At 65.0% G+C, this 22405-nt stretch carries 19 protein-coding genes; 3 read left to right on the forward strand and 16 right to left on the reverse strand.

The genetic code is table 11. The features are described from left to right. Nucleotides 1–4 precede the first annotated feature (4 nt). The 9 genes from NJ4_RS14280 to NJ4_RS14320 form a co-directional block, all read right to left on the reverse strand. On the reverse strand, nt 5–808 hold the full coding sequence (locus tag NJ4_RS14280; protein ID WP_067436343.1) for a tryptophan 2,3-dioxygenase: 804 nt from the start codon (nt 806–808) through the stop codon (nt 5–7). Continuing rightward, nucleotides 805–2667 carry a dipeptide/oligopeptide/nickel ABC transporter permease/ATP-binding protein gene (locus NJ4_RS14285; protein ID WP_245644573.1) on the reverse strand — a complete coding sequence of 621 codons (1863 nt, stop codon included), beginning with the start codon at nt 2665–2667 and terminating at the stop codon, nt 805–807. Before NJ4_RS14285 ends, NJ4_RS14280 begins: the two co-directional genes overlap by 4 nt. A gap of 43 nt (nt 2668–2710) precedes the next feature. Beyond that, nucleotides 2711–3712: an ABC transporter permease gene (locus tag NJ4_RS14290; protein ID WP_245644574.1), complete on the reverse strand. Its 1002-nt coding sequence runs from the start codon at nt 3710–3712 to the stop codon at nt 2711–2713. Beyond that, the gene (locus NJ4_RS14295) at nt 3709–4671 is read right to left on the reverse strand and encodes an ABC transporter ATP-binding protein (RefSeq protein ID WP_067436349.1); all 963 of its coding nucleotides are present in this window, start codon (nt 4669–4671) and stop codon (nt 3709–3711) included. The genes NJ4_RS14290 and NJ4_RS14295 overlap by 4 nt, the downstream gene beginning before the upstream one ends. A 157-nt stretch (nt 4672–4828) precedes the next feature. Then, entirely contained in the window at nt 4829–6445 is a 1617-nt protein-coding gene (locus tag NJ4_RS14300) for a PucR family transcriptional regulator (protein ID WP_067436352.1), read from the reverse strand. Between the two features lie 88 nt (nt 6446–6533). Beyond that, nucleotides 6534–7643 (reverse strand): o-succinylbenzoate synthase, encoded by a 1110-nt coding sequence (gene menC / locus NJ4_RS14305; protein ID WP_067436355.1) that lies wholly within the window; start codon nt 7641–7643, stop codon nt 6534–6536. After that, nucleotides 7640–8323, reverse strand: a complete 684-nt coding sequence (locus NJ4_RS14310) for a GNAT family N-acetyltransferase (RefSeq protein ID WP_217996868.1) — start codon at nt 8321–8323, stop codon at nt 7640–7642. The genes menC and NJ4_RS14310 overlap by 4 nt, the downstream gene beginning before the upstream one ends. 271 nt (nt 8324–8594) lie before the next feature. Continuing rightward, nucleotides 8595–9716 carry a M20 family metallopeptidase gene (locus NJ4_RS14315; protein WP_082748637.1) on the reverse strand — a complete coding sequence of 374 codons (1122 nt, stop codon included), beginning with the start codon at nt 9714–9716 and terminating at the stop codon, nt 8595–8597. After that, nucleotides 9713–10759 (reverse strand): dipeptidase, encoded by a 1047-nt coding sequence (locus NJ4_RS14320; RefSeq protein ID WP_067436361.1) that lies wholly within the window; start codon nt 10757–10759, stop codon nt 9713–9715. Before NJ4_RS14320 ends, NJ4_RS14315 begins: the two co-directional genes overlap by 4 nt. 165 nt (nt 10760–10924) lie before the next feature. Between NJ4_RS14320 and NJ4_RS14325 the strand changes: the two genes are divergently transcribed. After that, complete coding sequence (locus NJ4_RS14325; protein WP_245644577.1) at nt 10925–12262, forward strand: serine hydrolase domain-containing protein; 1338 nt, start codon at nt 10925–10927, stop codon at nt 12260–12262. Between the two features lie 95 nt (nt 12263–12357). Here the strand turns inward: NJ4_RS14325 and NJ4_RS14330 are convergent, their stop codons facing one another. From NJ4_RS14330 to NJ4_RS14355, 7 genes are all read right to left on the reverse strand, one after another. After that, nucleotides 12358–14802: an ABC transporter permease gene (locus tag NJ4_RS14330; protein ID WP_082748639.1), complete on the reverse strand. Its 2445-nt coding sequence runs from the start codon at nt 14800–14802 to the stop codon at nt 12358–12360. Continuing rightward, nucleotides 14799–15542: an ABC transporter ATP-binding protein gene (locus NJ4_RS14335; protein ID WP_067436375.1), complete on the reverse strand. Its 744-nt coding sequence runs from the start codon at nt 15540–15542 to the stop codon at nt 14799–14801. Before NJ4_RS14335 ends, NJ4_RS14330 begins: the two co-directional genes overlap by 4 nt. A 14-nt stretch (nt 15543–15556) precedes the next feature. Beyond that, nucleotides 15557–15697 carry a hypothetical protein gene (locus tag NJ4_RS25995; RefSeq protein WP_169799269.1) on the reverse strand — a complete coding sequence of 47 codons (141 nt, stop codon included), beginning with the start codon at nt 15695–15697 and terminating at the stop codon, nt 15557–15559. Nucleotides 15698–15785: 88 nt separating this feature from the next. After that, nucleotides 15786–16427: a LuxR C-terminal-related transcriptional regulator gene (locus NJ4_RS14340; RefSeq protein WP_067436378.1), complete on the reverse strand. Its 642-nt coding sequence runs from the start codon at nt 16425–16427 to the stop codon at nt 15786–15788. Beyond that, nucleotides 16415–17521, reverse strand: a complete 1107-nt coding sequence (locus NJ4_RS14345) for a sensor histidine kinase (protein ID WP_169799270.1) — start codon at nt 17519–17521, stop codon at nt 16415–16417. Before NJ4_RS14345 ends, NJ4_RS14340 begins: the two co-directional genes overlap by 13 nt. 216 nt (nt 17522–17737) lie before the next feature. Continuing rightward, entirely contained in the window at nt 17738–18925 is a 1188-nt protein-coding gene (locus NJ4_RS14350) for a class I SAM-dependent RNA methyltransferase (RefSeq protein WP_067436384.1), read from the reverse strand. Nucleotides 18926–18929: 4 nt separating this feature from the next. Then, nucleotides 18930–20987, reverse strand: coding sequence for an APC family permease (locus NJ4_RS14355; protein ID WP_407668063.1), 2058 nt, complete (start codon nt 20985–20987; stop codon nt 18930–18932). Between the two features lie 80 nt (nt 20988–21067). On the opposite strand from NJ4_RS14355, the gene NJ4_RS14360 reads away from it, so the two are divergent. Further along, nucleotides 21068–21733: a potassium channel family protein gene (locus NJ4_RS14360; RefSeq protein WP_067436390.1), complete on the forward strand. Its 666-nt coding sequence runs from the start codon at nt 21068–21070 to the stop codon at nt 21731–21733. Further along, nucleotides 21733–22398, forward strand: coding sequence for a potassium channel family protein (locus NJ4_RS14365; protein ID WP_067436393.1), 666 nt, complete (start codon nt 21733–21735; stop codon nt 22396–22398). The genes NJ4_RS14360 and NJ4_RS14365 overlap by 1 nt, the downstream gene beginning before the upstream one ends. Nucleotides 22399–22405: the final 7 nt, after the last annotated feature.

A 22405-nucleotide genomic window follows, 5' to 3' on the forward strand; every position in this document is an offset into this window, starting at 1 on the left:
CGGTTCACAGGACGCTACGGGCGTCCCACAGTTCCGGGAAGAATCGCTTCAAGGTTGTCGACCGCAGGTACTCCACCCCGGAGGAATTCCCCGTTCCCGGCTTCGCGCCGATCTGTCGTTCGACGGCCAACACGTGACGCGACCGCCAGACGGCGAACGCCTCGTCGAAATCGACCAGCATCTCCGCGAGGTCGCCGAGCTGGGGATCCATCGGCGCACTGATCAGTTCTTCGACGGTCTGACCTGAGTCAGCAACGGCATGCATGAAGACCTGCCGCAGTGTCGGCGACTCGAGGCGCGCGTGAAGCCGGCGCCGTTCGTCGTCACTGAGCCACGGGGACGCGACATAGTCGCGGTCCGGAAGACCCGCGGTGAACTCGATCTCGCGGAACTGTGCGGACTGGAAGCCGCTGCCGCTGTCCAGCTCGCCCCGGAAGGCCAAGTAGCCCAGCGGAGTCATTGTGTCGAGTACTTCCCACTGGGTGACGAGCGAGCGCACGATGCGATTGACTCGACGCAGCGGACCGATCGCGGGCCTGAACGTGCCCTCCTTGATCAGTTCGACGGCGAGGTCGAGCTCATGGAGGAGGAGCTTGAACCACAGTTCATGGGACTGGTGGATCACCACGAACAGCAACTGGTCGTGGGCAGCACCTTCGACCTGGAGGTCGAGGAGTCCGTCGACCTCCAAGAACGAGGAGTACGTCGTAGGCCCGGTACGGGCGACGGGGCAGGTGTCCATGGCTCCGATTGTGGCGGCCAGCGCGCCGGCGGTGTTCGCGCTGGCGGATGAAGTCGAGCGCTTCACGTGGTCCTCCTCGACAAGTAGGTTGGATCGGTCTGCGGGTGCCAGCACGCGACCCGATGGTCGGATGCTGTTGGGACGAGTTCAGGCAGGTCGTGCCTGCAGCGATCGGTCGCGAACTCGCAGCGCTCAGCGAACGCGCACCCCCTGGAAACCAAACCTGGATCAGGCGGACTTCCCTCGATCACGACCAGCGGAAGGTCTCGGTCCGTTTCCAAGTGCGGCGCGGAGGCCAGTAGCGCCCTCGTGTAGGGATGACGCGCCGAAGTCCCGACATCGGCGCTCAACAGCTCCTCTACGATGCGCCCGGCATACATCACCAGGATCCGATCGCAGACCTGCTCCACCACCGCCAGGTCGTGAGAAATAAGGAGCACCGCGGAGTCCTGGGTACTTCGTACCTCTTCGAACAAGCTCAGGATCTGCTGTTGCACCGTCACATCGAGCGCGGTGGTCGGTTCGTCGGCGATGACCAGCCGCGGACTGCCCATGAGGCCCATGCCGATCATCGCGCGTTGCCGCATTCCACCCGAGAACTCGTGCGGGTACTGTCGGGCGCTCTGCCGCGCCCGCGGCATGTGAACCGCAGTAAGGCGGTCGACGGCACGTTCCATCGCATCCCGGCGGTTGAGATCGTTGTGCACCTCCGAGACCTCTGCAAGTTGACGCCCGACCCGTTTGGAGGGGTTGAGGGAGGCCATTGGGTCCTGGAACACCATCGCCAACGACGTGCCGAGGAGCTTGCGGTGCGCGCGACGAGACACCAACAGGGACTCACCCAGAAAGTCCAGACGGTCCGCACGAACCCTGACTGGAGCCTCGGTGAGGCGGGCAATTGCCATGGCGGTAAGACTCTTGCCGCAGCCCGACTCTCCGACCAATCCAACCGTTTCCCCCCGTTTCAGATGGAAGGAGACATCTCGAACAGGCATCACCCACTCTCCCTGGCCACTCGGCGCGTAGACCTGTAGCCCCTCGACGACGAGGACGTCATCGTCATCCGTTGACTCGGCGGCAACCCCGGCAGCGATCGAAGACGCGGTAAGCGGCCCTTCACCAGGCCGTAGCTGTTCACCACTGAGAACCTTCGCCGCCACTTCGCCGAACATGCTGAATCCGAGGCCGGCTGCCACGACCGCGACTCCTGGAGCAAGTGCGGCCGCTGGATCGATGTAGATGCGGTTGAGGCCTTCGCCTAGCAGGCGGCCCCAGTCATACGAAGGTGCCTGAACACCGATACCTAGAAATGACAACCCGGAGAAGGTCAACAGAGCCCCCCCGGCCGCGATCGTTGCGTTGATGACGAGCGGCTCCGCGATGTTGGGCAGGATATGCCGAAAGAGGAGACGGAATCGCCCGACCCCGGCCACCCTCGCGGCTGCGACGTACTCACGCCCTTCCACCGATGCAGCCAGAGTCTGGGTCAACCGCGCGAACGACGGTGCCATTGCGAGGCCGATAGCCAGCACTGCGCCACGCATTCCGACACCGAAGACGACTGCGAAGAACAACACGACAAGGAGGCCTGGAAACGCGACCGCGATATTGATGCTGGCGGTGACGGCTCGTCCCGCATGACGCCCCAGCACCGAAGGTGCCGCACCCAGAAGGATGCCAATCGTCAGACCGATCGCGGTCGACAGCAACGTCAGGCCGATCGACAGCCGGCTGGCCACCAGAACACGGGCAAGGATGTCGCGCCCGAGACTATCGGTGCCGAGGAGATGTCTGCCAGGACCGCCATCGACGTCGATCCTGGCCGCATCCTCGCCCCACACCAGCGGTGCCACCAGTGCCAGGAGGAGGAACACCAGGATGAGGAATGCCCCGGTGGCTCCCACCGGGGTCCGGAACACAGCCATCCATCGTCTGCCCGTAGCTGAGGCGCGGATCCGATTCGTCATGTCAGGCCTCCCGAATCGCGGAGCGCGGATCAAGTATCGCCAGCAGCAAGTCGACCAGCAGGTTCACCAACAACACGCCAGTGCCGTACACGAGCACGACTGCTTGGACGACCGGATAGTCCTTCTGCAAGATCGACTGAACAATGGTCGTCCCCAGACCTGGCCACGCGAAGACACTCTCGACCAACACGGTGCCTGCGATCAGTCCCATGATCAGCAGACCTCCCAGAGTGAGCGTGCCGGTCAGCGCGTTGGGCAACGCATGTCGGAGGTAGATCAGCCGGGCAGGCAGACGTTTGGCCCGAGCCGTACGCACGTAGTCCTGATCCAGCACAGCAAGGATCTCCACGCGCACCACTCTGGCGAGCGCTCCTGCTGAGCCGAGACTGAGCGCAAGCACTGGCAGGACATACGAGTCAGGGCCCTGTCTACCGGCCACAGGGAACCATTGGAGTTCGACCGCGAAGACGTAGACGAGGCCCACTGCCAAGAGGAATTCGGGGATGGCAGCAGCGAAGGCTGTGGTGGCAGCAAACCCGAGATCGAGCCCTCGATTGCGCCCGCCACGGGTGTGCACGGCGGCGAGAAGCCCGACCGGGATCGCGATCAGCATCACAACCACGAAACTGAGGACTGCGATCTCGACGGTAGCGGGAAGCCGATCCTGCACGATCTGGGACACGGGAACTCGGCTGAGCGTCGACGTCCCGAGGTCGCCGTGTGCCAGCCCGGTCACATAGTCGACGTACTGGCGCCAAAGAGGACGGTCCAGTCCCAGTTGGGCGCGGCGGCTGGCCACGAGATCCGGAGGGGCATCGAGGCCCAAGGCAGCTCGGACAGGATCACCCGGAATCAGGTGGATCATCAGGAAGGATGCGGTAACCAGCACCCACAGAGATCCAATGAAGCGGGTGGTCCGGCGTATGACGAAGTCGGTGCCCGGTCTGTGCACACGACGATTGGGCAATCGGATCGCTCCGGCTTTGGTGAAGTCTGTCGTCACGAGGCTGCCACCCCTGTGACGAAATGGCAGGCTGCGCGGTGCCTCCGGGAACTCGCGAGCAGTTGCGGGTCTTCCTCCAAACAGAGTCGACGGTCACCCGCGGGCTGGGGAGCTGCATCCAAAGGACAACGAGTCCGAAACGCGCAGCCCGCCTCGCCAGTGGTCGGCGCGTCGATGAACTGAGTGTCAGCGGCAAGCGCCGATGAGCCGTGCTGGCCGCCCAGGCGCGGCACGGACGCGAGCAGGGTTTGGGTGTAGGGATGCTGGGGGGCACTCAACAGAAGCTCCGTGTCGGCAACCTCGACAATCTGGCCCTGATACATCACTGCGATCACGTCACTGACGTAGCGGATGACGGCGAAGTCGTGGGAGATGAACAGCATCGTTAGCCCGAGTCGACGCTGGACCTCTCGCAGAACGTTGAGGACCGATCCCTGCACCGAGACATCCAGCGCACTTGTGATCTCGTCGGCAATGATCACGGCGGGATTGGCGGCAAGCGCACGCGCTAGAGCAATGCGCTGTTTCTGCCCACCCGAGAAGGTACGGGGAAGCTCGACAGCACGGGACGGGTTGATGCCGACCAGAGCTAGCGAGTCCGACACCCGAGCCTGTCGCTCTGCGCGCCCGCGTACGCCGGTCATGGATTCGGCTACCGATTCCCCGATGGGCATCCTCGGATCAAGAGAGGACGACGGATCCTGGAACACCATCTGGATAGGCCGCGGGCCTTTGACCACGCCCAGCGCATTCCTCCCGTCGAGCAAGACTGAGCCAGTGCTGAGGGGCACGAGTCCGACGGCTGACTTGGCCAACGTTGACTTCCCCGAACCGCTTTCCCCGACCAGGCCCACTACTTTCCCGGACGGGATCGCGAGGTTCACCCCCGCCACAGCGGTAGTACACCTCGCACCGTGCCCGAAGGTCACGCCGAGATCAACAAACTCCAACTTGCTCATGCGGGTCGACCTCCACTGCGTGTGCCGTGTCCCTGACTCGATCCAGCTGGCCGGGAGTGAAACGAGGTTCCAGCATCCGTCGGATCGCCAACCTTGCGACTGTCGGGAAGGCACAACTCAGTCGGCACTTTTCGTTTGCGTCGACAAAGGTGGTGGCCTACCCCATGATCTCCAGCATCCGGAGCTCGAGCATCGCGGCAAACCGGGCCTCCGGATCGTCGAGGTCGACGCCGCCGACTGCAGCGACTCGCCGGAGTCGGTAGCGGAATGTGTTGGGATGGACGTGAAGAGAACGCGCCGCAGCATGAACGTCTCCGAACGCGTCGAGCCAGGCCCCCAAGGTTTCGATCAGGGCCGAACCACGACTTTCGTCATGCGCCCTCAAGGCTCCCAAGGAGCCCGACACCCGCCAACGGCGGTCGGCGGCCAGGGCGCACACATCGAGAAGGACCTCCTGGACGGCCACATCGCTTGACCTGGCGGTCTGTCCCGAGACCTGCCCACTGCGCAACACCCGGAGCGCTCGCACGGCATCACTGCCCGCCTGTGCCAAGTCTGCTGGGCCGTCAGCCACTCGGCCCAGCCCGATCAGCATCCGCCTCGGACTGCCCAACCTGCCGATGAACTCACCGGCGACCTCGAGCACCCGGAGCTCTGCAGCGACGCTCGCTTCGCGAACCCGCATGACGCCGTACACAACGCCACCGACGAGGGCCACCGCTGAGCTCGGCTGGATCGCAGACAGGTGTAGGGATAGTGCACCCCGGGCACGCTGTAGCTCCGCTTCGAGGCCCAGAGCATCACCGTCGTCCAGGAGCCCGAGCGCGAGCACGCACGACGGCCCCCCCGCGAGACCTAGACGCTCGGCGGCCTCGCGGGCGCGGGGACCACCCTCGATGAGAGTGGCAACCAGGTCCGTGCGCAGTCGACGTTCAACGTCGGCGCCGGCTCGCTGGCGCAACATCTGCAGCGCCACGATCTTGGCCGAGTCGACGAACGCCTGCTGACGGTCCTCACTCAGCGGTTCGGCGACTGCGGCCCACATCGATCCGAGTACCTCATCTCCAGCGCACACGCGCAGTGCAACCCGGGAAAGGTCACCTTCGTGAAAGGCACGGATGAACACGGGGTCGGAGCTGCTGTATACCCTTCGGAAGATCCCACGTTCCGCGAGTTCGCGTGTGTATCGCTCCGGTACACGTCGGCCGAGGATCCCTTCCTTGCGAGAGTCATCGGCTTCCTCCTGATTGGCAGAGAATGCCAAGACCGCCGAATTCAGATCCTCGATCGTTACCGGTGCGTCGAGCAGTGACGACACTGCCGTGGCGAGAGTGAACAAGTCGCCGTGCCCACCTGCAGGAAGCTCTCCCCCGCCTTCCTCAAGATCGTCGACCGTGATCAGGGAGCGCAGAAAGGTCGCGACATGCGCCCACGATGCGCCTCGGGTCAGGCCCAGCAACACAGTGCCAGCGTTGTCCACGACCTGGCGCAGCTCTTCGTCAACCTCGATCGGGAGGCGGGCCATGACGCCTGCCACAGACCGATCACCCATGGACCGGATCAGGTCGACCAACTCGGCGGTGCCGCTGACACCCACACCCAGGACGAGCGCATGATCGGGAAGCTCCGGGGGGTCTCCGGCATCGTGAATGACGACCCCGCCGACCCCGGCATCGGGGCCGACTTCACCGGCAACGACCTCAAGAAGGGTGGATCCGAGATGGTCGATAACCCGACTGAGCGTGGCTCGCGGGCTTTGGTCCACGAAGATCATCTCCGGATGCTAGAAGCGCCTCTTCGACACTATCTCGTCGTCAGAGACGATTTCCACGGGTTGGTTCTGTCCATCGGGACAGATCTACCTAAGCAGGCGTCAGGGTCGCCGTCCATGTGGTCACTTCGTCCAGGACGCCGGGGTCAGGCTCTCGCCCGAGCCCAAGACCGTCAGGTACTGCAAGCCCACCGTCGACCAACACGAACGGCTCCGTGATGTCACGGGCGTAGTAGCGCGAGGACGCCGACGTGTCACCAGGCAACGTAAAGCCTGGGAGTGCGGCCAGTGCGACATTCGCAGCCCGACCCAGGCCCGTCTCTAGCATCCCGCCGCACCACACTGGGACACCGTTTGCCTGGCACAGATCATGGATGCGTCGCGCTTCCAGGTATCCACCAACGCGCCCGGGCTTGATGTTGATGATCTGGGCTGCCCCGAGCGCGATGGCGTCGGCAGCATCCTTGGCCGACTCGATCGACTCGTCCAGGCAGATGGGGGTGCGGATTCGTTGGGCCAGGATCGCGTGATGCCGCAGGTCGTCATGGGCGAGCGGCTGTTCGATCAGGAGCAGGTCGAACGGGTCGAGCCGGGCGAGATGGGGGGCGTCTCCGAGGGTGTATGCCGCGTTGGCATCCACCTGGAGCAGGAGATCGTCGCCAAAACTGTCACGAACGGCGCGAACAGGCTGAAGGTCCCAACCCGGTTCGATCTTGAGTTTGATCCGCGCATATCCCTGATTGAGGTACTCGTCGACGGCATCAAGAAGTTCGGGAATCGAGTCCATGATGCCCACAGAAACCCCCGAGACGACGTGGGTACGTGAGGCCCCGAGGTACTCCGCGACCGATCGACCGCTCTCGCGAAGTTCGGCGTCCAGCACGGCCATCTCAAGCGCTGCCTTCGCCATCTTATGGCCCTTGACGGGTTCGAGTGCTCGTCCAACCATCTCCGCACAAACGTCGTCGAGCGCGAAGAGACGAGGGGCCAGGAACCTGGTGATGACATCAACAGAACCGTCGACGTACTCACTTGAGTACAGCGGGTCAGCACTGGACACGCACTCACCCCATCCTTCCCCCTCGGGCGTCGTCACACGGATCAGCAGGATGTCGCGCGCAGTCTCGGTGGCGAAGGACGTTCGGAATGGACTGACCAAGGGAAGGGCAATACGCCGTAGCTCAATGCTGAGGATCTTCAACGTGGATTCCTTTCGAAGTGGTAGGCGCCGACACTGGATAGGCCCAGGAAGGTCGCCCGATCGCGGATCAGATCAGCCAAGACCATGCGCAGAGCCATGCGCCACTGGAGGGCGACCGACGGATCGGAGCCACGCAGGGACTCGATGTCGCGCGGTGTGTCGACAACGACGCGCGAGGCATCTCCCCACTGGTCGCTGCCGATCACCACCGGCACGTCACCGTTCGCCCGGACCGCGTGAACAGTCATGGCCGGAGGCGGCTGACGAAATGTCTTCGTCGAACTCCGGAGGGACTCATGCACATGGTCGGACGCCAGCTCCCACGTTGCGAGAAGTCGGTCACTCCCCTGCCCGGCATTGATGACGTCATCGGAGTCTCCGTAGAAGTTGACGAAGTATTCCGATGGATTCGCGCCGAGCTTGACGAGGTTGAAGTGGGCGTTGCGGCGTATCACCGGATCGAAAGTCCACGTGACCCTGTCCACCCCCAATGACAGCGCCCAAGCTCTTTGATGGATCTTGAGTGCATAGCCGACGTTACGACCGCGAGCGCGTTCTGCGACCCCTGTGATGTGCGAGTGCAGACTTCGGTCGGCGGGTGCACCGAAGAAGCCAACTGAACCCGCCACCAGACGTTTGCCGGCGTAGGCGCCAGCCACATAGTTGCCGGCATGAGCCATGGCACGCAGCTGCTCGAGAGGGATCTGGGGAGACCCACCGCGAGGCACCAACCAGATGCTGTCGAGCAGTCGCGACAGCGTCCCCAGGTCTGGCAGTGAGTCAAGGAGGCGGATCTCGACTCCAGCGTCGCGAGCAACAGCGCGAGCCATTGCCTCGGCGTTTGAGGGGTCAAGGGCCTCAGGTGTCGTGGTCACAACCCAATGCTCGTCGTCTGCGAGGGTCTTGGTCGTCGTCCGTCTGGCCGAGGCTTAGGCATAGTTTGGTGCTGGGCTACGAATTGCTGACGATTCGCTCAACCAAGGCTGCTAGCAGTTGGGCACGTGGCGCCATCGTTGACGCAAGGACGTGCTCGCCCGGAGCGTGAGCGTTGCCGCCAACCGCACCGAGGCCGTCCAAGGTAGGTGTGCCTACCCCGGCCGTGAGATTCCCGTCGCTTGCACCCCCAACGCCTGCGTGGCCCGGTGGACTCAGGCCCACATCCGTGCTGGCTTGTACCGCCAGCTGGTAGAGCGCACTCGATGCCGCGGACTCCATCGGCGGGTGCCGCAAGCCACCCTCGAGGTTCAGCCGAGCGCCCAAGAGATTGGGTTTCAGGGCGCGCAATCCGTTGTCGACGCGCTCGAACTCGGCGATCGATGGCACCCGGCAGTCGATGCTGACAGACGCTGACTCCGGCACGGTGTTGGTCGTCGCGCCACCAACGAGAACGCTGGGCGTGACCGTCGCACCGGCTGGTCCGCGGTCGAGCCCTACGAGGGCGAGGACTTGGGTGGACAACTCCACCGCAGCGTTGACACCTCGCCACGGCTCGAGCCCGGCATGGGCAGCACGGCCTCGCGCGGTGAGGGTGTACATCGCAACGCCCTTGCGTTCTGTCTTCAAGGCACCACCGTCGGCGCTGCCCTCCATGACCAGCGCGGCCACCGCGTTTCGAGCTTCTACCTCGATCAACTCGCGGGAGCTCGGCGCTCCCAGCTCCTCATCGCCGGTCACCAGCACAGTCATGCCGTACTCGCCGACTGCGGAGTCGTCCACCAAGGTGAGCGCATGGAAGAGTTGGACGAGACCAGCCTTCATGTCGAAACATCCCGGACCCTGAACTCGGTCTCCGTCGACAAGCCAGGGGTGCTGCTCCAAGCTGCCAATCGGCCAGACCGTGTCGTGATGCCCCACCAGCAGGACGCCGCGACGAGACTGATCACCCAACCGCCACCGCAAATGGGTACGGCCGTCGAGCACGATGCGTTCGGCATCGGCTCCGACCATTGCCCGCCCGAATTCGGCAACCACCTCGGCGCTGCGAGCGACCGCCGCACGGTCAGACGAAGGCGATTCGCATTCGACCAAGCGACGCAGATCCGCAAGCATCGCCTCGGTGTCGGGCGTCGTCATGTGGGGTTCACCTTCAGTTGCTCGCGGAACAGACGCAGCACGTTTCCTCCGAGGACTGCCACGATGTCGGACTCCTGCCAACCCCGTGCCATCAGATGTTCGGTCACCAGCGGAAGCCCATCGGGACCCTCGAGACCTTCCAGATAGCTGATCGGGGCGCCAAGGTCCCCAGCCGCGGCGAGGTCGCACCAGGCCGGCTTCGTGTCGGTCCTGACCTCCTTCACAAAGTCGGGGCCGAGGCCCACCCCGGTCATGCCGATTAGCGACGCCACGTGCTCGATGTGATCGACGAGGTGGTCGACGGTGCCACCTGACTCGGCGAGGAAGGGGGCGAAGAAGTTCACGCAGACCAGGCCACCTGTAGCTCCCACCCCCCGAATCTGCTCGTCAGAGAGGTTGCGATGGTGGTCGCGCAACGCTCGAGCCGACGAGTGGGTCGCAATCACCGGACGGGTGGCCAACTCGAGGACGTGAGCAACCCCCCGCATCCCGAGATGGCTGACATCGAAAATCATCCCAAGCTCCTCCATGACGCGCAACGACTGCACGCCCTTGCGAGTGAGCCCACCCCCAGCGGCGTCTTCAGCACTTCCGTCAGCCAGCGCAGTACGCCCGAAATGAGCGATCGATGCAACGCGGACACCAAGGGCGAACAGTGTGCGGAACAGCTCGACGTCATCATCCACTCCGGGCGCACTCTCAAGCGCCAGCACCAACGCGATACGTCCCGATGCCAATGCCGCATCGATATCCCCGCCGGTCGTGCATAGCGTCACTTCGCTCGAGTTCTCCTCGGAAATCCTGCGAGCGCATTCCACCATCAACAGGGTCTGCCGCAGAGCCCCCTCGGGTCGAAAGGACTCATCCACGAAGATAGGGAGCACCTGGATATCCACGCCACCGGCCCGCAGCTGAGGCAACCAGGCCTCACGAAAGAAGCGCCCCCAGTCGGCTGGTGGTCGTGCAACGACCGCGCACAGGAGGTCGTTGTGTGTGTCCGCAACGACAGCTCTTGAATGCAGCTCGCGCCCAGCACTGCCCATGGTTCCTCCTCGTTTGCTCACAACTTGGTCGCACGGTGGCGAAACCGCCCTTACATGATGGCGCGCAAACAAGCGCTGCCGGTTTGGAGTCTGCGACGAACAGCCCCCGTCTTCCTTGGCGCAATCGACAGATTCGACCTGCCCATCATCGGCGACCATGGTCCGATGAGGGCACAGGATGAGTTGACCGCATGGCTCGACACGACCTTGGAGACACTGGACATTGCCGGGGTAGCTGTAGGGGTGCAGCACGCTGGAAGGACCACCTTGCACTGTCGAGGAGTGTCGGATCGAAGAACTCAACGGCCGGTGACTGCCGACACCATGTTCCAGGTGGCCTCAGCTACCAAGCCCTTCACCGCCACCGCCGTGCTCCGCCTGCATGAGCAGGGTCAGCTGGACCTTGACCTCCCGGTCCTTACCTATCTGCCTGACCTCCGACTCGGCGACGAGGCAGCCACCGGAGCATTGACCACCCGCCACCTGCTCACGCATACCGGTGGCTTCGAAGGAGACGACTCGCCCATCCAGGAATGGGGCGCGGACGTGTTGGATCGTTCACTCGTCGAGCTCGCCACCTTGCCCCAGATCTTTGAGCCCGGCAAAGCGATGTCCTACAGCAATTCTGGCTTCCGGTTGCTCGGGATCCTCGCTCAGCGCATCTCCGGTCTGCCGTACGACCAGCTCATCCGCGAGACCGTGCTCGAGCCGCTGCAGATGAACTCCAGTCACTTCTTACCGTGGGAGGTCGTCGGCCGTGATGTTGCTCTCGGCCACGGAACTGCCGACGGCGGCTTGGACCCCTGGCCATACTCCCAATGGCGTTCCGAGCTCCCGGAGGGAGGCCTCCTCTCGTCGATCTCCGACATGATGACCTGGGCCGACTTTCAGTTGCACGGCACCACCACGGGTGAAGATGTCCTCAGCGACGAACTCAGACTGTGCGCACAGTCGCCGGTTGCGCCCGCGGGGCCGCCCCTGACCGGGGTCGGGATGCCATGGCATCTCAGTGAGCAACACGGCACCCACCTCGTCAGCCACGGTGGCAACCTTTCGAACGTCACCATCTCGACGTTCGACTTGGTTCCTGACCATGGCCTTGCCGTCTGTGTCCTTGCGAATGCACGGGCGGGCAAGGCACTCGGCGAGCGGCTGTTGCGTTGGTGTCTGGAGAATCTTTGCGGTCTCCAGCCCAGCGCCGGCGCCAGGCCGGTAGCCCTTGCAGCAAGTGAGGCGGTCGCCTACTCAGGCAACTACGCACTGGGTTTGGGAACCTTTGTCGTCGAGCAGAGAACGCCGGGGCTCCGCATCACCATCAAACCGAACTCAGGTTTGGCCGAGGAGCACGACGAGTTCCCCCCGGTCGACGTCGTCGCATTGGGAAATGATCTCTTCGGTCTGGCGAGCGACCCAAGCAGGGCCACTGCTGCGTTCGTTCGCGGTGAGGACGGAACTCCCTCGATCCTCCATATGATGGGTCGGGCTGCGATCAAACAACACTGACGACATGCTCCGGTGCCACTGACGACTCTCGGACCGTTCATCAATTGACAAGCCACGGATCTTGAAGAGCATCAGCTTTCAGACTTCATCGACAATCACGACGTGGACCGGGTCAGACGCAAGGTGGGTCGTCGGTAGGCCAGTAAGCAAAGTGTTGCGATCGTTGCCCCCGTGACGCCGAGGAACCACAGGGGAATCGCCGGCAGTGGTGATCCAGTGATCGCAAGGGCGATCATCGAAGTGGGCAAGGCTCCGACCAACGCCGTCCCCAGCAGCGCGACCAGGATGATGGTGCGCAGTTCCGCACGCAGCACGACTCTCAACTGCGCGGGTGTGACCCCGAGTCTGCGCAGGATCCGGAACTCGCGCCGATAGGCACGAAGAGCCAGCCCGATCATTGTGATCATGGACAACGCGACGTAGGCGATGACCACCAAGATCGGAAGCACACTGACCGCGACCGCCTGAGTGGGACTGCTGCCCGCCAGCGCAGTATGCGGATCTGACCGCTCCGCTCCTTGAAACCCGTTGGGCTCGCTGGACGAGCCGGTGAGCACGGTGGTTGTGGACGGGGCGCCGGCGGTTCGTGCTGGCCTGTGCTCGGACAACACGTCATACGGCAACATGACGTCAAGGAGTCCGGCAGGAACGTCAAGGACAGCAACGACCGTGGGCCGGTGAGACGTGCCGTCCGGAAGGACGAGATCAAGAGAGTCGCCGGGTCCGACTGCGAACGTTGCTGCTGCGAAGGTGCTCAGAACCACGGTGTCCGCCGGTACTGGTGTCGCCGGGTCCCAGTCCCCCTTTGCCACCGATAACTCGAGGAACGGGTGCGGTGGGCGGTTGAAGCCGATCGCCGCAAGGTCGACGTCCTCGGGGCTGCCCAGAACTTCACGCCAGGCGGTTACCGTTGCTTGGGCGACAGCGACCGCAGCAGGGTCGTCGCTAACGTCGAGACCGGACTCTGCAGTCCACGCCGTCGGCGCGGCAACGACAGAGTCGGTGGCGCGACTGGCAGATTCGGCCAAGGTCGCCGGTACTGCAACCTGAACCAGCGCCAACCCACCGGCCAGAACGAGTGGAGCGGCACCCGCCGCAATCCGGCCGGCAGACCCTCGCCGCAGATGCGCCCCCAGCCAGACCTCAGGGCTCGACGAGTGGAGCTTCGGACGTACCGCCAGACGGATCACGCGGGTTGCAACGGGTCGGAGGACCATCGGCGAGGTCAGCGCCATGATCAGTCCGCCACCACCGGCGACTGCGGCCGAGATCAAACCTGGTCGGAGGAGTGGGAGGCAGCAGGCCGACATGCCGGCCAGAAAGCCGAACCAGCCGAGAAGAACGCGACTTCGCCGGACCTCGACTCTGCCAGTGTCCGACGCCCAGCGGAGCCTCGCAGGTGGTGACAAGGCGAGTTCGCGGATGCCCCACCACCGCACCGTGGCGATGAGAGCGAGGACTAGTCCAGCGGAAGCCACAACGACCACTGGACCCGCAGCGACATCAACACCTTCGGGCAACACACCCACCAACTGCAGCGCTGCACCAAGGACTCGCGAGCCGACGAGGCCGGCGGGCAACCCGACCAGGCACCCAATGACCCCCAGCACGACCCCCTCCAGCACCATCGCCCGGAGCAGTTCGCGAGGTGTCGCTGCCAAGGAGCGCAGCAGCACCAGATCCCGTCGACGGTTCTCGGTCAAGGCAGCTGAGGTGCCGCTCACCACCACCAGGCTCACGAGCACGACAATGGCCACCAGACTCCCGCCCAGACTCGCCAGTCCGGCGCGCCCACGAGATCTTTCGGGGTGCTCAATTTCGGCGCGTTCTCCGGCGCTCGCCACGATGGCGTCGCCCGGTTCGATCGCCGCACGCAGCTCGTCCCGAGCCGCCTCGGAGGAACCGACGGGGGTCAACACACCGAGCAGCGTGGGCCGTTGTGGTCCGGCCAGTGCCGCCGCGACGTCGTCAGACAAATAGACGGCTCTCTCTCCGCCAGCATCGGGGACCGTTCCTACGACCTTGAGGTCCAGCACCCGCCCAGAATCACGAAGACGCGCTCGATCACCAATCTCGAGCCCGGCGCGTGATGCGACCGTATCCTCCAGCACCACCTCTGCCTGTCTGGGAGGCGGCGTCGAGGCGGTCCCCGTCTCGGTGAGATACAGGGCCGACCAGGCGTGCACCTCCAGCTGCGCGTTTGCGGTGCCGAAAAGCATTCCGGGTGTCACATAGTCGGCTATCACTCGCGCGTTGTTCTCAGCCGCCCACTCGTGTGTGGCGTGCTGGGCATCGACACTCACTGGAGCAGGTGCTGGGAGTTTGATGCGTTCCGAGCCTCCGGCCGAATGCACCTCGACACTGTCCACACCCCCGACGACGACATCTGCGCGCGCTAGTCGCCGGACCTCATCGGAGTTGTCCACGGCTGATTCCAACAACGAACCCGAGATCACAAACAAACCAGCGGCCAGGGCAAGCGATGCGGTCATCGCTGCTGACCCCGGGAGTCGCAGCAGCACCGCCAGAAGCCGGCTCATGGGTCGGTCGCAGCTTCGAGTTTGGCCAAGTGTTCGGCGATGGTCTCGGCACGCGGCGCCTTGATTCTGTCTTCGACATGGCCGTCGACGAGCAGGATGACGCTGTCGCTATAGGAAGCAGCCACCGGATCGTGCGTGACCATCACGATAGTCTGGCCTAAATCGTCCACGCACTCACGCAGCAGCGTCAGGACCGCTGCAGAGGTGCGCGTGTCCAACGCGCCCGTGGGTTCGTCGGCGATCACGAGCTTCGGCCGCGTCATCAGGGCACGCGTGATCGCCACGCGTTGTTGCTGTCCACCCGAGAGCTGTGCGGGCCGCCGAGCAAGGTAGTGAACAATGCCTGTCGCGTGTGCAAGCTGGTTCAGCCAGTGCGGGTCCATCACTCGCCGCGACATACGCATCGGCAACTCGATGTTCGCGCGCGCGTCCAGGCTCTCAATCAACCCGTAGTCCTGATACACGAAGCCGATCTGCTCGCGTCGGAACAACGTGCGATCGGTCTCATCGAGTTCATGGATGGCCACGCCGCTAACAGCAATCCGGCCATTCTGCGGGGTGTCCAGGCCAGCAATGCAGTTGAGCAGGGTGGACTTCCCCGACCCGGACGGACCCATGATCGCGACGAACTCTCCTTGTTCGACCATGAGGTCGACACCAGTCAGCACAGGAGTCTCGAGTCGCCCTGTGCGATAGCTGTATCCAAGGTCCTGGACATCGAGTGCTAGCTGTTGGTTCATCTTAGGTGCTCGAGTCAGATGGTCAGGGCGATATTGATGGCGATCCCAATGATGACCACGATGAGAAGGACCCACGGCCACCAGCGCCTCTCACGCTGCGGCTTCCAGGGCTCGTCAGGCGATGAGGTGGACGATTGCTGGTTCCTGTCGTTCATGTTTCGACCGTAAGCAACCCGAGCGGATCCGGGAATGACGCGTTCACCCGTCTTGGTGGTGCAGCATTCTGCACCACCAAGGGGTCGCTCACCGACTGGCGAGGAAGAGGAGCACTGCTCGTACGCGTCGGTGCCCGCGGACCTCTGCGGTCAGGCCGAGTTTCACGAAGATGGCGCCGACATGCTTATTGACGGCGCTTTCGGTGATCACCAGACGCTCGGCGATCTCCCGGTTCGTCAGGCCTTCGCCCACCAACGCCAGTACCTCTGATTCTCGCCGTGTCAGGTTCGCAAGCGGATGCGCAGGGCTCCTACCGATGAGGGCCGCAACGACCTCTGGATCGATCGCCGTTTCACCAGACATCACTCTGCCAACGGCCGACAGGAAGTCGTCAACCTCACCGATTCGGTCCTTGAGCAGGTACCCGACGCCGCCTTGAGGGTCGGCGAGCAGTTCGGCGGCGTACTCGACCTGGACGAAGGACGACAGCACCAGCACGCGCAGACCGGGATACCTTCGTCTGGCCGCCAGGGCGGCGACGAGCCCTTCGTCCCGATATGTCGGGGGCAGCCGGACGTCCGCGATCAGGAGTTCCGCATAGTTCCCATCCAGCACTCCATCGAGACCGTCGACCGAATCTCGCAGGGTCACCTCGTGGCCGCCCCGTTCCAGGATCAGCCGCAGGCCTTCACCCAGCAACGCGTTGTCTTCCAGAATCAGGACACGCATGGCAGCTCCACCAGGACAGATGTTGGCCCCCCAGATGGTGAACTGATCGACATCGATCCCGCGAACGCCTCAGTACGCCGCCGCAGCCCGTACAGCCCGCCACCCTCGACACCCTCGTGCGCGCCGCCGAGCCCATCGTCGATGACCTGCACATAGAGCCGGTCCGGGTCCCGGGTCAGCTGCACCCAGGTGCCGGTGGCGTCGGCATGGCGTACAGCGTTGGTGAGGCACTCGGCAACCACGAAATACCCGGCGGATTCGATCGCAGGAGACACCACACCCAGTGGCTCGACGTGCACCTCACATGGCAACGCACATCTGCTGCCTAACGCTCGAACCGCCCCGGCGAGGCCACGCTCGCTCAAGATCGGAGGAAGGACAGCGTCCACGACACCACGGAGCTCGGCCAAGGCAGCCATCAACTCCGCCCGAGCGGCCTGAATGCGGTCACGCTCTTCGACACGGTCCGTCAACGACAACTGCGCGATGCCGAGTTGGACGTTGGCGTTGACTATCCGCGCCTGAGTGCCGTCATGGAGGGCGCGCTCGATCCTGCGCAACTCGGCCCCGTGTACCCGCACCTGCGACGTGTCGCCCGCCTCAGCGGCATCGGGGTCCAGGCCGAGCCTGCCAACAGACAGTGTCGAGAGCAGCCGACCCGCCGGGCGCGCCCCAGCAAGCAGGATGATGGCATACGCCACCCCGAGCAACGGCACGAGCAGGGCCTGAGGCCATGTCGTGATCCGGACGCCGGGCAGCGGTCGGGTCGCCTCCATACCGGTCAATGGCCACCATGCCGGAAAGGTCAGGGCATTGAGGCCTCCGAGCAGGAGGTAACCCGCGATCAGAGAACAGATCAGCCCCACGCTCGCCTCGAGTCCCAGCCAGGCGGCAAGCCGCCCCCCGGTCACCGGCTTCCCCGAGAAGATCCTTCGAAGTACGATTCCGGCGCGACGGCGCTCCCACAAGGTGAGGCTGTGCGAACACTCGAACAACCAAACACCCAGGCGGGTCTTCCTCCCGACGAGGACAGCCACCGGCAGCGCCGCCAGCATCACGAATGCCGCCAGGGCGACGAAGATGTTTCCGGCCACATATGCTGTCGCACGCGTAGTCCCCAAGAACCAATCCGGCATCAATCCACTGTGCCCTACAGCGGCTTCACAGGCACGTTCTGGGTGACTGATCTGAGAGCCGCAGGCGACCGCGGTGTACGCCGACCTGAGTGAGCGCATGCCCCCAATCCAGGGGCGGACACCGGTCGAGTGCAACGAAGCGAGCCATAGGGCCAGTCTGCGGGACCATGCCACTCACGATATCTTGCGTTTGCCCAGGTCAGAATCGGTCTTCACGAACAAGGCAACGCATTCGACGTGGTGCGTCATCGGGAACAGGTCGAAGGCCCGCAGCTTCTCCAGGCGGTAGCCCGCCTCGAGGAAGGTCGCGGTGTCACGAGCCAGCGAGGCCGGATCACAGGCCACGTAGGCGACGGCGCGTGGCGCCCGGTCCACGATCTGGAGCACCACCTTGCGGCGCGCTCCCTCCCGGGGCGGATCGAGGACGACGACGTCGAACGGCTCGTCGTAGGTCCTGGCCAGCACGCGGTCGACCGTCCCCACGCCGACAACGGCCTTGCGGTGCTCGACCAGGTTCTCGCGGGCGTGGCCGCAGGCCGCCTTGTTGCCCTCGACGGCCACCACCCTGCCGCTCTCCCCCACCCGTTCGGCCAGGAAGCGGGCGAACAGCCCCACACCGGAGTAGAGATCGAGCGCCTTCTCGCCGGGCTGGGGGTCGAGAAACTCGAGGACGGTGTCGACCAGGGTCTCCGGGGCTCCCGGGTGCACCTGCCAGAAGCCGTCAGCAGCGACCGCGAACTCCCGGCCGTGCACCGACTCAACCACGGGCTGACTGTCCGACACCGCGGTGTCGATCGCGTCGGGTGCGGCGATGAGACAGTTCTCGATCGGCACCACGCCGTGAGAGCGGTGCTTGCGCATGCCCCGGCGACCGTCGGGTGTGACGGCGTACTCGACCCGGGTGCGCCAGGCCAGACCGTTGTCGTCGCCGGGCACCGGCTCGACGACCAGGTCGACCTCCATGTGCGCCAGGCGACGGAACTGCTCCTGCACCACGCGGGCCTTCAGGGCGCGCTGCTCCGCGAGTGAGACGTGCTGGAAGTCGCAGCCCCCGCACAGGCCGGGCCCGGCCACCGGGCAGGGAGGTGACACCCGTTCCGACGATGGCGACTCGACCGTGACCGCGTCGCCGCGCCAGAACCGGTCGCCCTCGGTGCCCTCGGTGACCTCGACAGTGACCACCTCACCGGGGAGCGCGTGCCGGACGAAGACGACCCGCGTCTCCCCCTCGGTGCCACCGGCGACCGGGATCCGGGCCACGCAGTGACCACCGTGCGCGATCGGGCCGACCGTCACCTCGTGTCGCTCGCCGACGTGCGAGGCGCCCTTGGCCTGCCGGGGTCGTGTGTTGCGAGGAGACATCGCTCTATTTCACCTGTCGGTCGTTGCGGTTGCGCCGGGCGGCTGCACCGATGGCACCGCGGCGTACGTCGCCCGCTCGGGTGCGGGTCAGATCGCGTTCTTCACGTTCGAGGGCAACCACGGAGGACCGCAGCTGGTAGGGCACGGAGGTCACCATGACGCCGGGCGTGAAGAGCAGGCGACCCTTGAGCCGCAGCGCGGTCTGGTTGTGCAGCACCTGCTCCCACCAGCGGCCCACGACGTACTCAGGAATGTAGACCGCGACCACACCGCGGGCGTTGGCGCCCCGGATCTCGTTGGCGTAGTCGACGATCGGCTTCACCAACTCGCGATAGGGCGAGTAGAGCACCTTCAGAGGCACGTCGATGCCGCGCTCGTCCCACTCGGCGAGCAGCTTGTCCGTGGCCTTGGTGTCGGTGCCGACATAGACCGCCTCGAGCACGTTGGGCCGGGTCGCCTTGGCGAAGGCCAGCGCGCGCAGCGTCGGCTTGTGCAGCTTCGAGACCAGCACGATGGCATGCACCCGGGTGGGCAGCACCTTGTCCTGGTCGTCAGCCGCCAGCTCCTCCTCGACGAGGTCGTAGTGCTTGCGGATCGCCTTCATCAGCACGAAGAACACGACCATCGCCAAGATGGTGATCCAGGCGCCCTGCAGGAACTTGGTGACCAGGACGACCACCAGGACAGCCCCGGTCATGGCCAGCCCGATCGTGTTGATGACCCGGGAGCGCTGCATGCGACGCCGCTCGACCGGATCACCCTCCGAGGCGAGGTGACGGGTCCAGTGCCGGATCATGCCGAGCTGGCTCAACGTGAACGACACGAAGACGCCGACGATGTAGAGCTGGATCAGCCGGGTCACCTCGGCGTCGAAGGCCAGGATCAGCACGATCGCGACCACGGCCAGGAAGACGATGCCGTTGCTGTAGGCAAGCCGGTCGCCCCGGGAACCGAGGGCCCGAGGAGCCAGGCCGTCGCGAGCCAGGATGGAGCCGAGCACTGGGAAGCCGTTGAACGCGGTGTTGGCTGCGAGCACCAGCACGATGCCGGTCATGGTCACCACGAAGTAGAAGCCCGGCGAGAAGTCGTTGAACACGGCGCGGGCGATCTGCGCGATCACCGTGTGCTGGTCGTAGTCGGCGGGCAGCGCCTTGCCGTCGGCGGTCCTCAGCCGGTCGAGGTGGTGCGGGTCGACGTACTTCAGGCCCATCTCGCGGGCCAGCATGATGACACTGGTCATCATCGTGATCGCGATCATGCCCAGCAGCAGCAGGGTGGTCGCCGCGTTCTGCGACTTCGGCCGACGGAACGCGGGCACCCCGTTGGAGATCGCCTCGACACCGGTCAGGGCCGCGCATCCCGACGAGAACGCGCGGGCCAGCAGGAACACCAACGCCACGTTCGTGAGGGTCCCCTCGTACCCGGGGGCCTCGGTGATCTGGAGGTCGGCGCTCTCCACCTGGGGCAGATCACCGACGAAGTAGCGCAGCAGTCCGAAGGCGCACATGCCCAGGATCGCCAGCATGAACGCGTACGTCGGCACCGCGAAGAGCGTGCCCGACTCGCGGATGCCTCGCAGGTTCAAGGCGGTGAGCACGATCACCAGCACCGTGGCCGCCGTCGCCTCGTGCCCGGAGAGCACCGGGAAGGCCGAGGCGGCGTACTGGGCTCCCGACGAGATCGACACGGCCACCGTGAGCACGTAGTCGACCAGCAGCGCAGCAGCGACCGTGACCCCGGCGTTGCGGCCCAGGTTCACCGTGGCGACCTCGTAGTCACCTCCGCCGCTCGGATACGCGTGCACCGTCTGGCGGTACGACGCGACCACGGCGATCATCACGAGGGCGACGGCCAGGCCGATCTTCCACGACCAGGTGTACGCCGAGGCGCCGGCCAACGACAGCATGATGAAGATCTCGTCCGGTGCGTAGGCGACCGAGGAGAGCGCGTCACTGGCGAACACGGGGAGCGCGACGCGTTTGGGCAGCAGGGTCTCACCCAGCTGCGAGCTGCGGAGCTTGCGGCCCAGCAGGATTCGTTTGGAAACGTCACCGACACCCACGAGCGAACAGGCTAGACCCATCGGTGGCCACATGGTGCACCGCCGCACCACGTGGCTCTCGCTGCGGTAGCGTCTGCGCTGTGCATGTCGTGATCATGGGTTGTGGCCGGGTGGGCTCCACGCTTGCCCGCAGCCTCGAGGACCGCAACCACACCGTGTCCATCATCGACAACAACCCCGATGCGTTCCGGCGCCTCGGACCGTCGTTCAACGGCGACAAGATCACCGGCTACGGGTTCGACCAGGCCGTGCTCGCCAAGGCCGGCATCGCCCGGGCCGACGCGTTCGCCGCGGTGTCGAGCGGTGACAACTCCAACATCATCGCCGCCCGGGTGGCCCGCGAGAGCTTCGGCATCCAGCAGGTCGTCGCCCGGATCTACGACCCCGGTCGCGCCGAGGTCTACCAGCGGCTCGGCATCACCACGGTCGCCACGGTCAAGTGGACCGCCGACCAGGTGTTGCGCCGCATCCTGCCGGCCGGCGCCGAGCCCGACTTCCGGGACCCCTCGGGCACGATCAGGCTCGACCAGCTCCCGATCAGCGAGCCCTGGATCGGGCAGCGCACGATCCACCTCCAGGAGCAGGCACGCGTCCGCATCGCCTGGATCGACCGTCTCGGCGAGGGCATGCTGCCCGACAAGAACACCGTGCTGCAGGAGGGCGACCTCCTCCACGTGGTGATTCGCGAGGAGAACGCGGCGGCTGCCTACACCGTCATCGAGACCGGTCCGGAGGACAAGAACTGATGCGCGTCGCCATCGCCGGAGCCGGTGCGGTCGGCCGCTCCATCGCCCGAGAGCTGATCGACAACGGCCACGAAGTCCTGCTGATCGACAAGAACGCGGGCTCGATCAAGCCCGAGAGCGTCCCCGACGCCGAGTGGCTGCTGGCCGACTCCTGTGAGCTGAGCTCCCTCGAGGAGGCCCGTCTCCAGCACTGCGACGTGGTGATCGCGGCCACCGGCGACGACAAGGCCAACCTGGTCACCTCGTTGCTGGCCAAGACCGAGTTCGGCGTGCCTCGCACGGTCGGTCGGGTCAACCACCCCAACAACGAGTGGCTGTTCACCGAGGCGTGGGGCGTCGACGTCAACGTCTCGACCCCGCGGATCATGTCGGCGCTGGTCGAGGAGGCCGTGTCCGTGGGCGACCTGGTGCGGTTGTTCACCTTCCGCAAGGGCAACGCCAACCTGGTCGAGATGACGCTGCCCGACGAGTCGCCGTACGTCGGTGAGCCCACCGGGCTGATCCCCTGGCCGGAGAACTGTGCCCTGGTCTCGATCCTGCGCGACGGGCAGGTCTACACCCCCGACGCCGAGCAGCCCCTGGAATCTGGCGACGAGCTGCTCTTCGTGGTCTCGGCCGAAGTCGAGGAAGAGCTCGAACGGCTGCTCGTCCCCCACCCCCGGTAGCTCGACC

It is taken from the genome of Nocardioides jensenii JCM 1364 = NBRC 14755 (assembly GCF_001552535.1).
Lineage (GTDB): Bacteria > Actinomycetota > Actinomycetes > Propionibacteriales > Nocardioidaceae > Nocardioides > Nocardioides jensenii.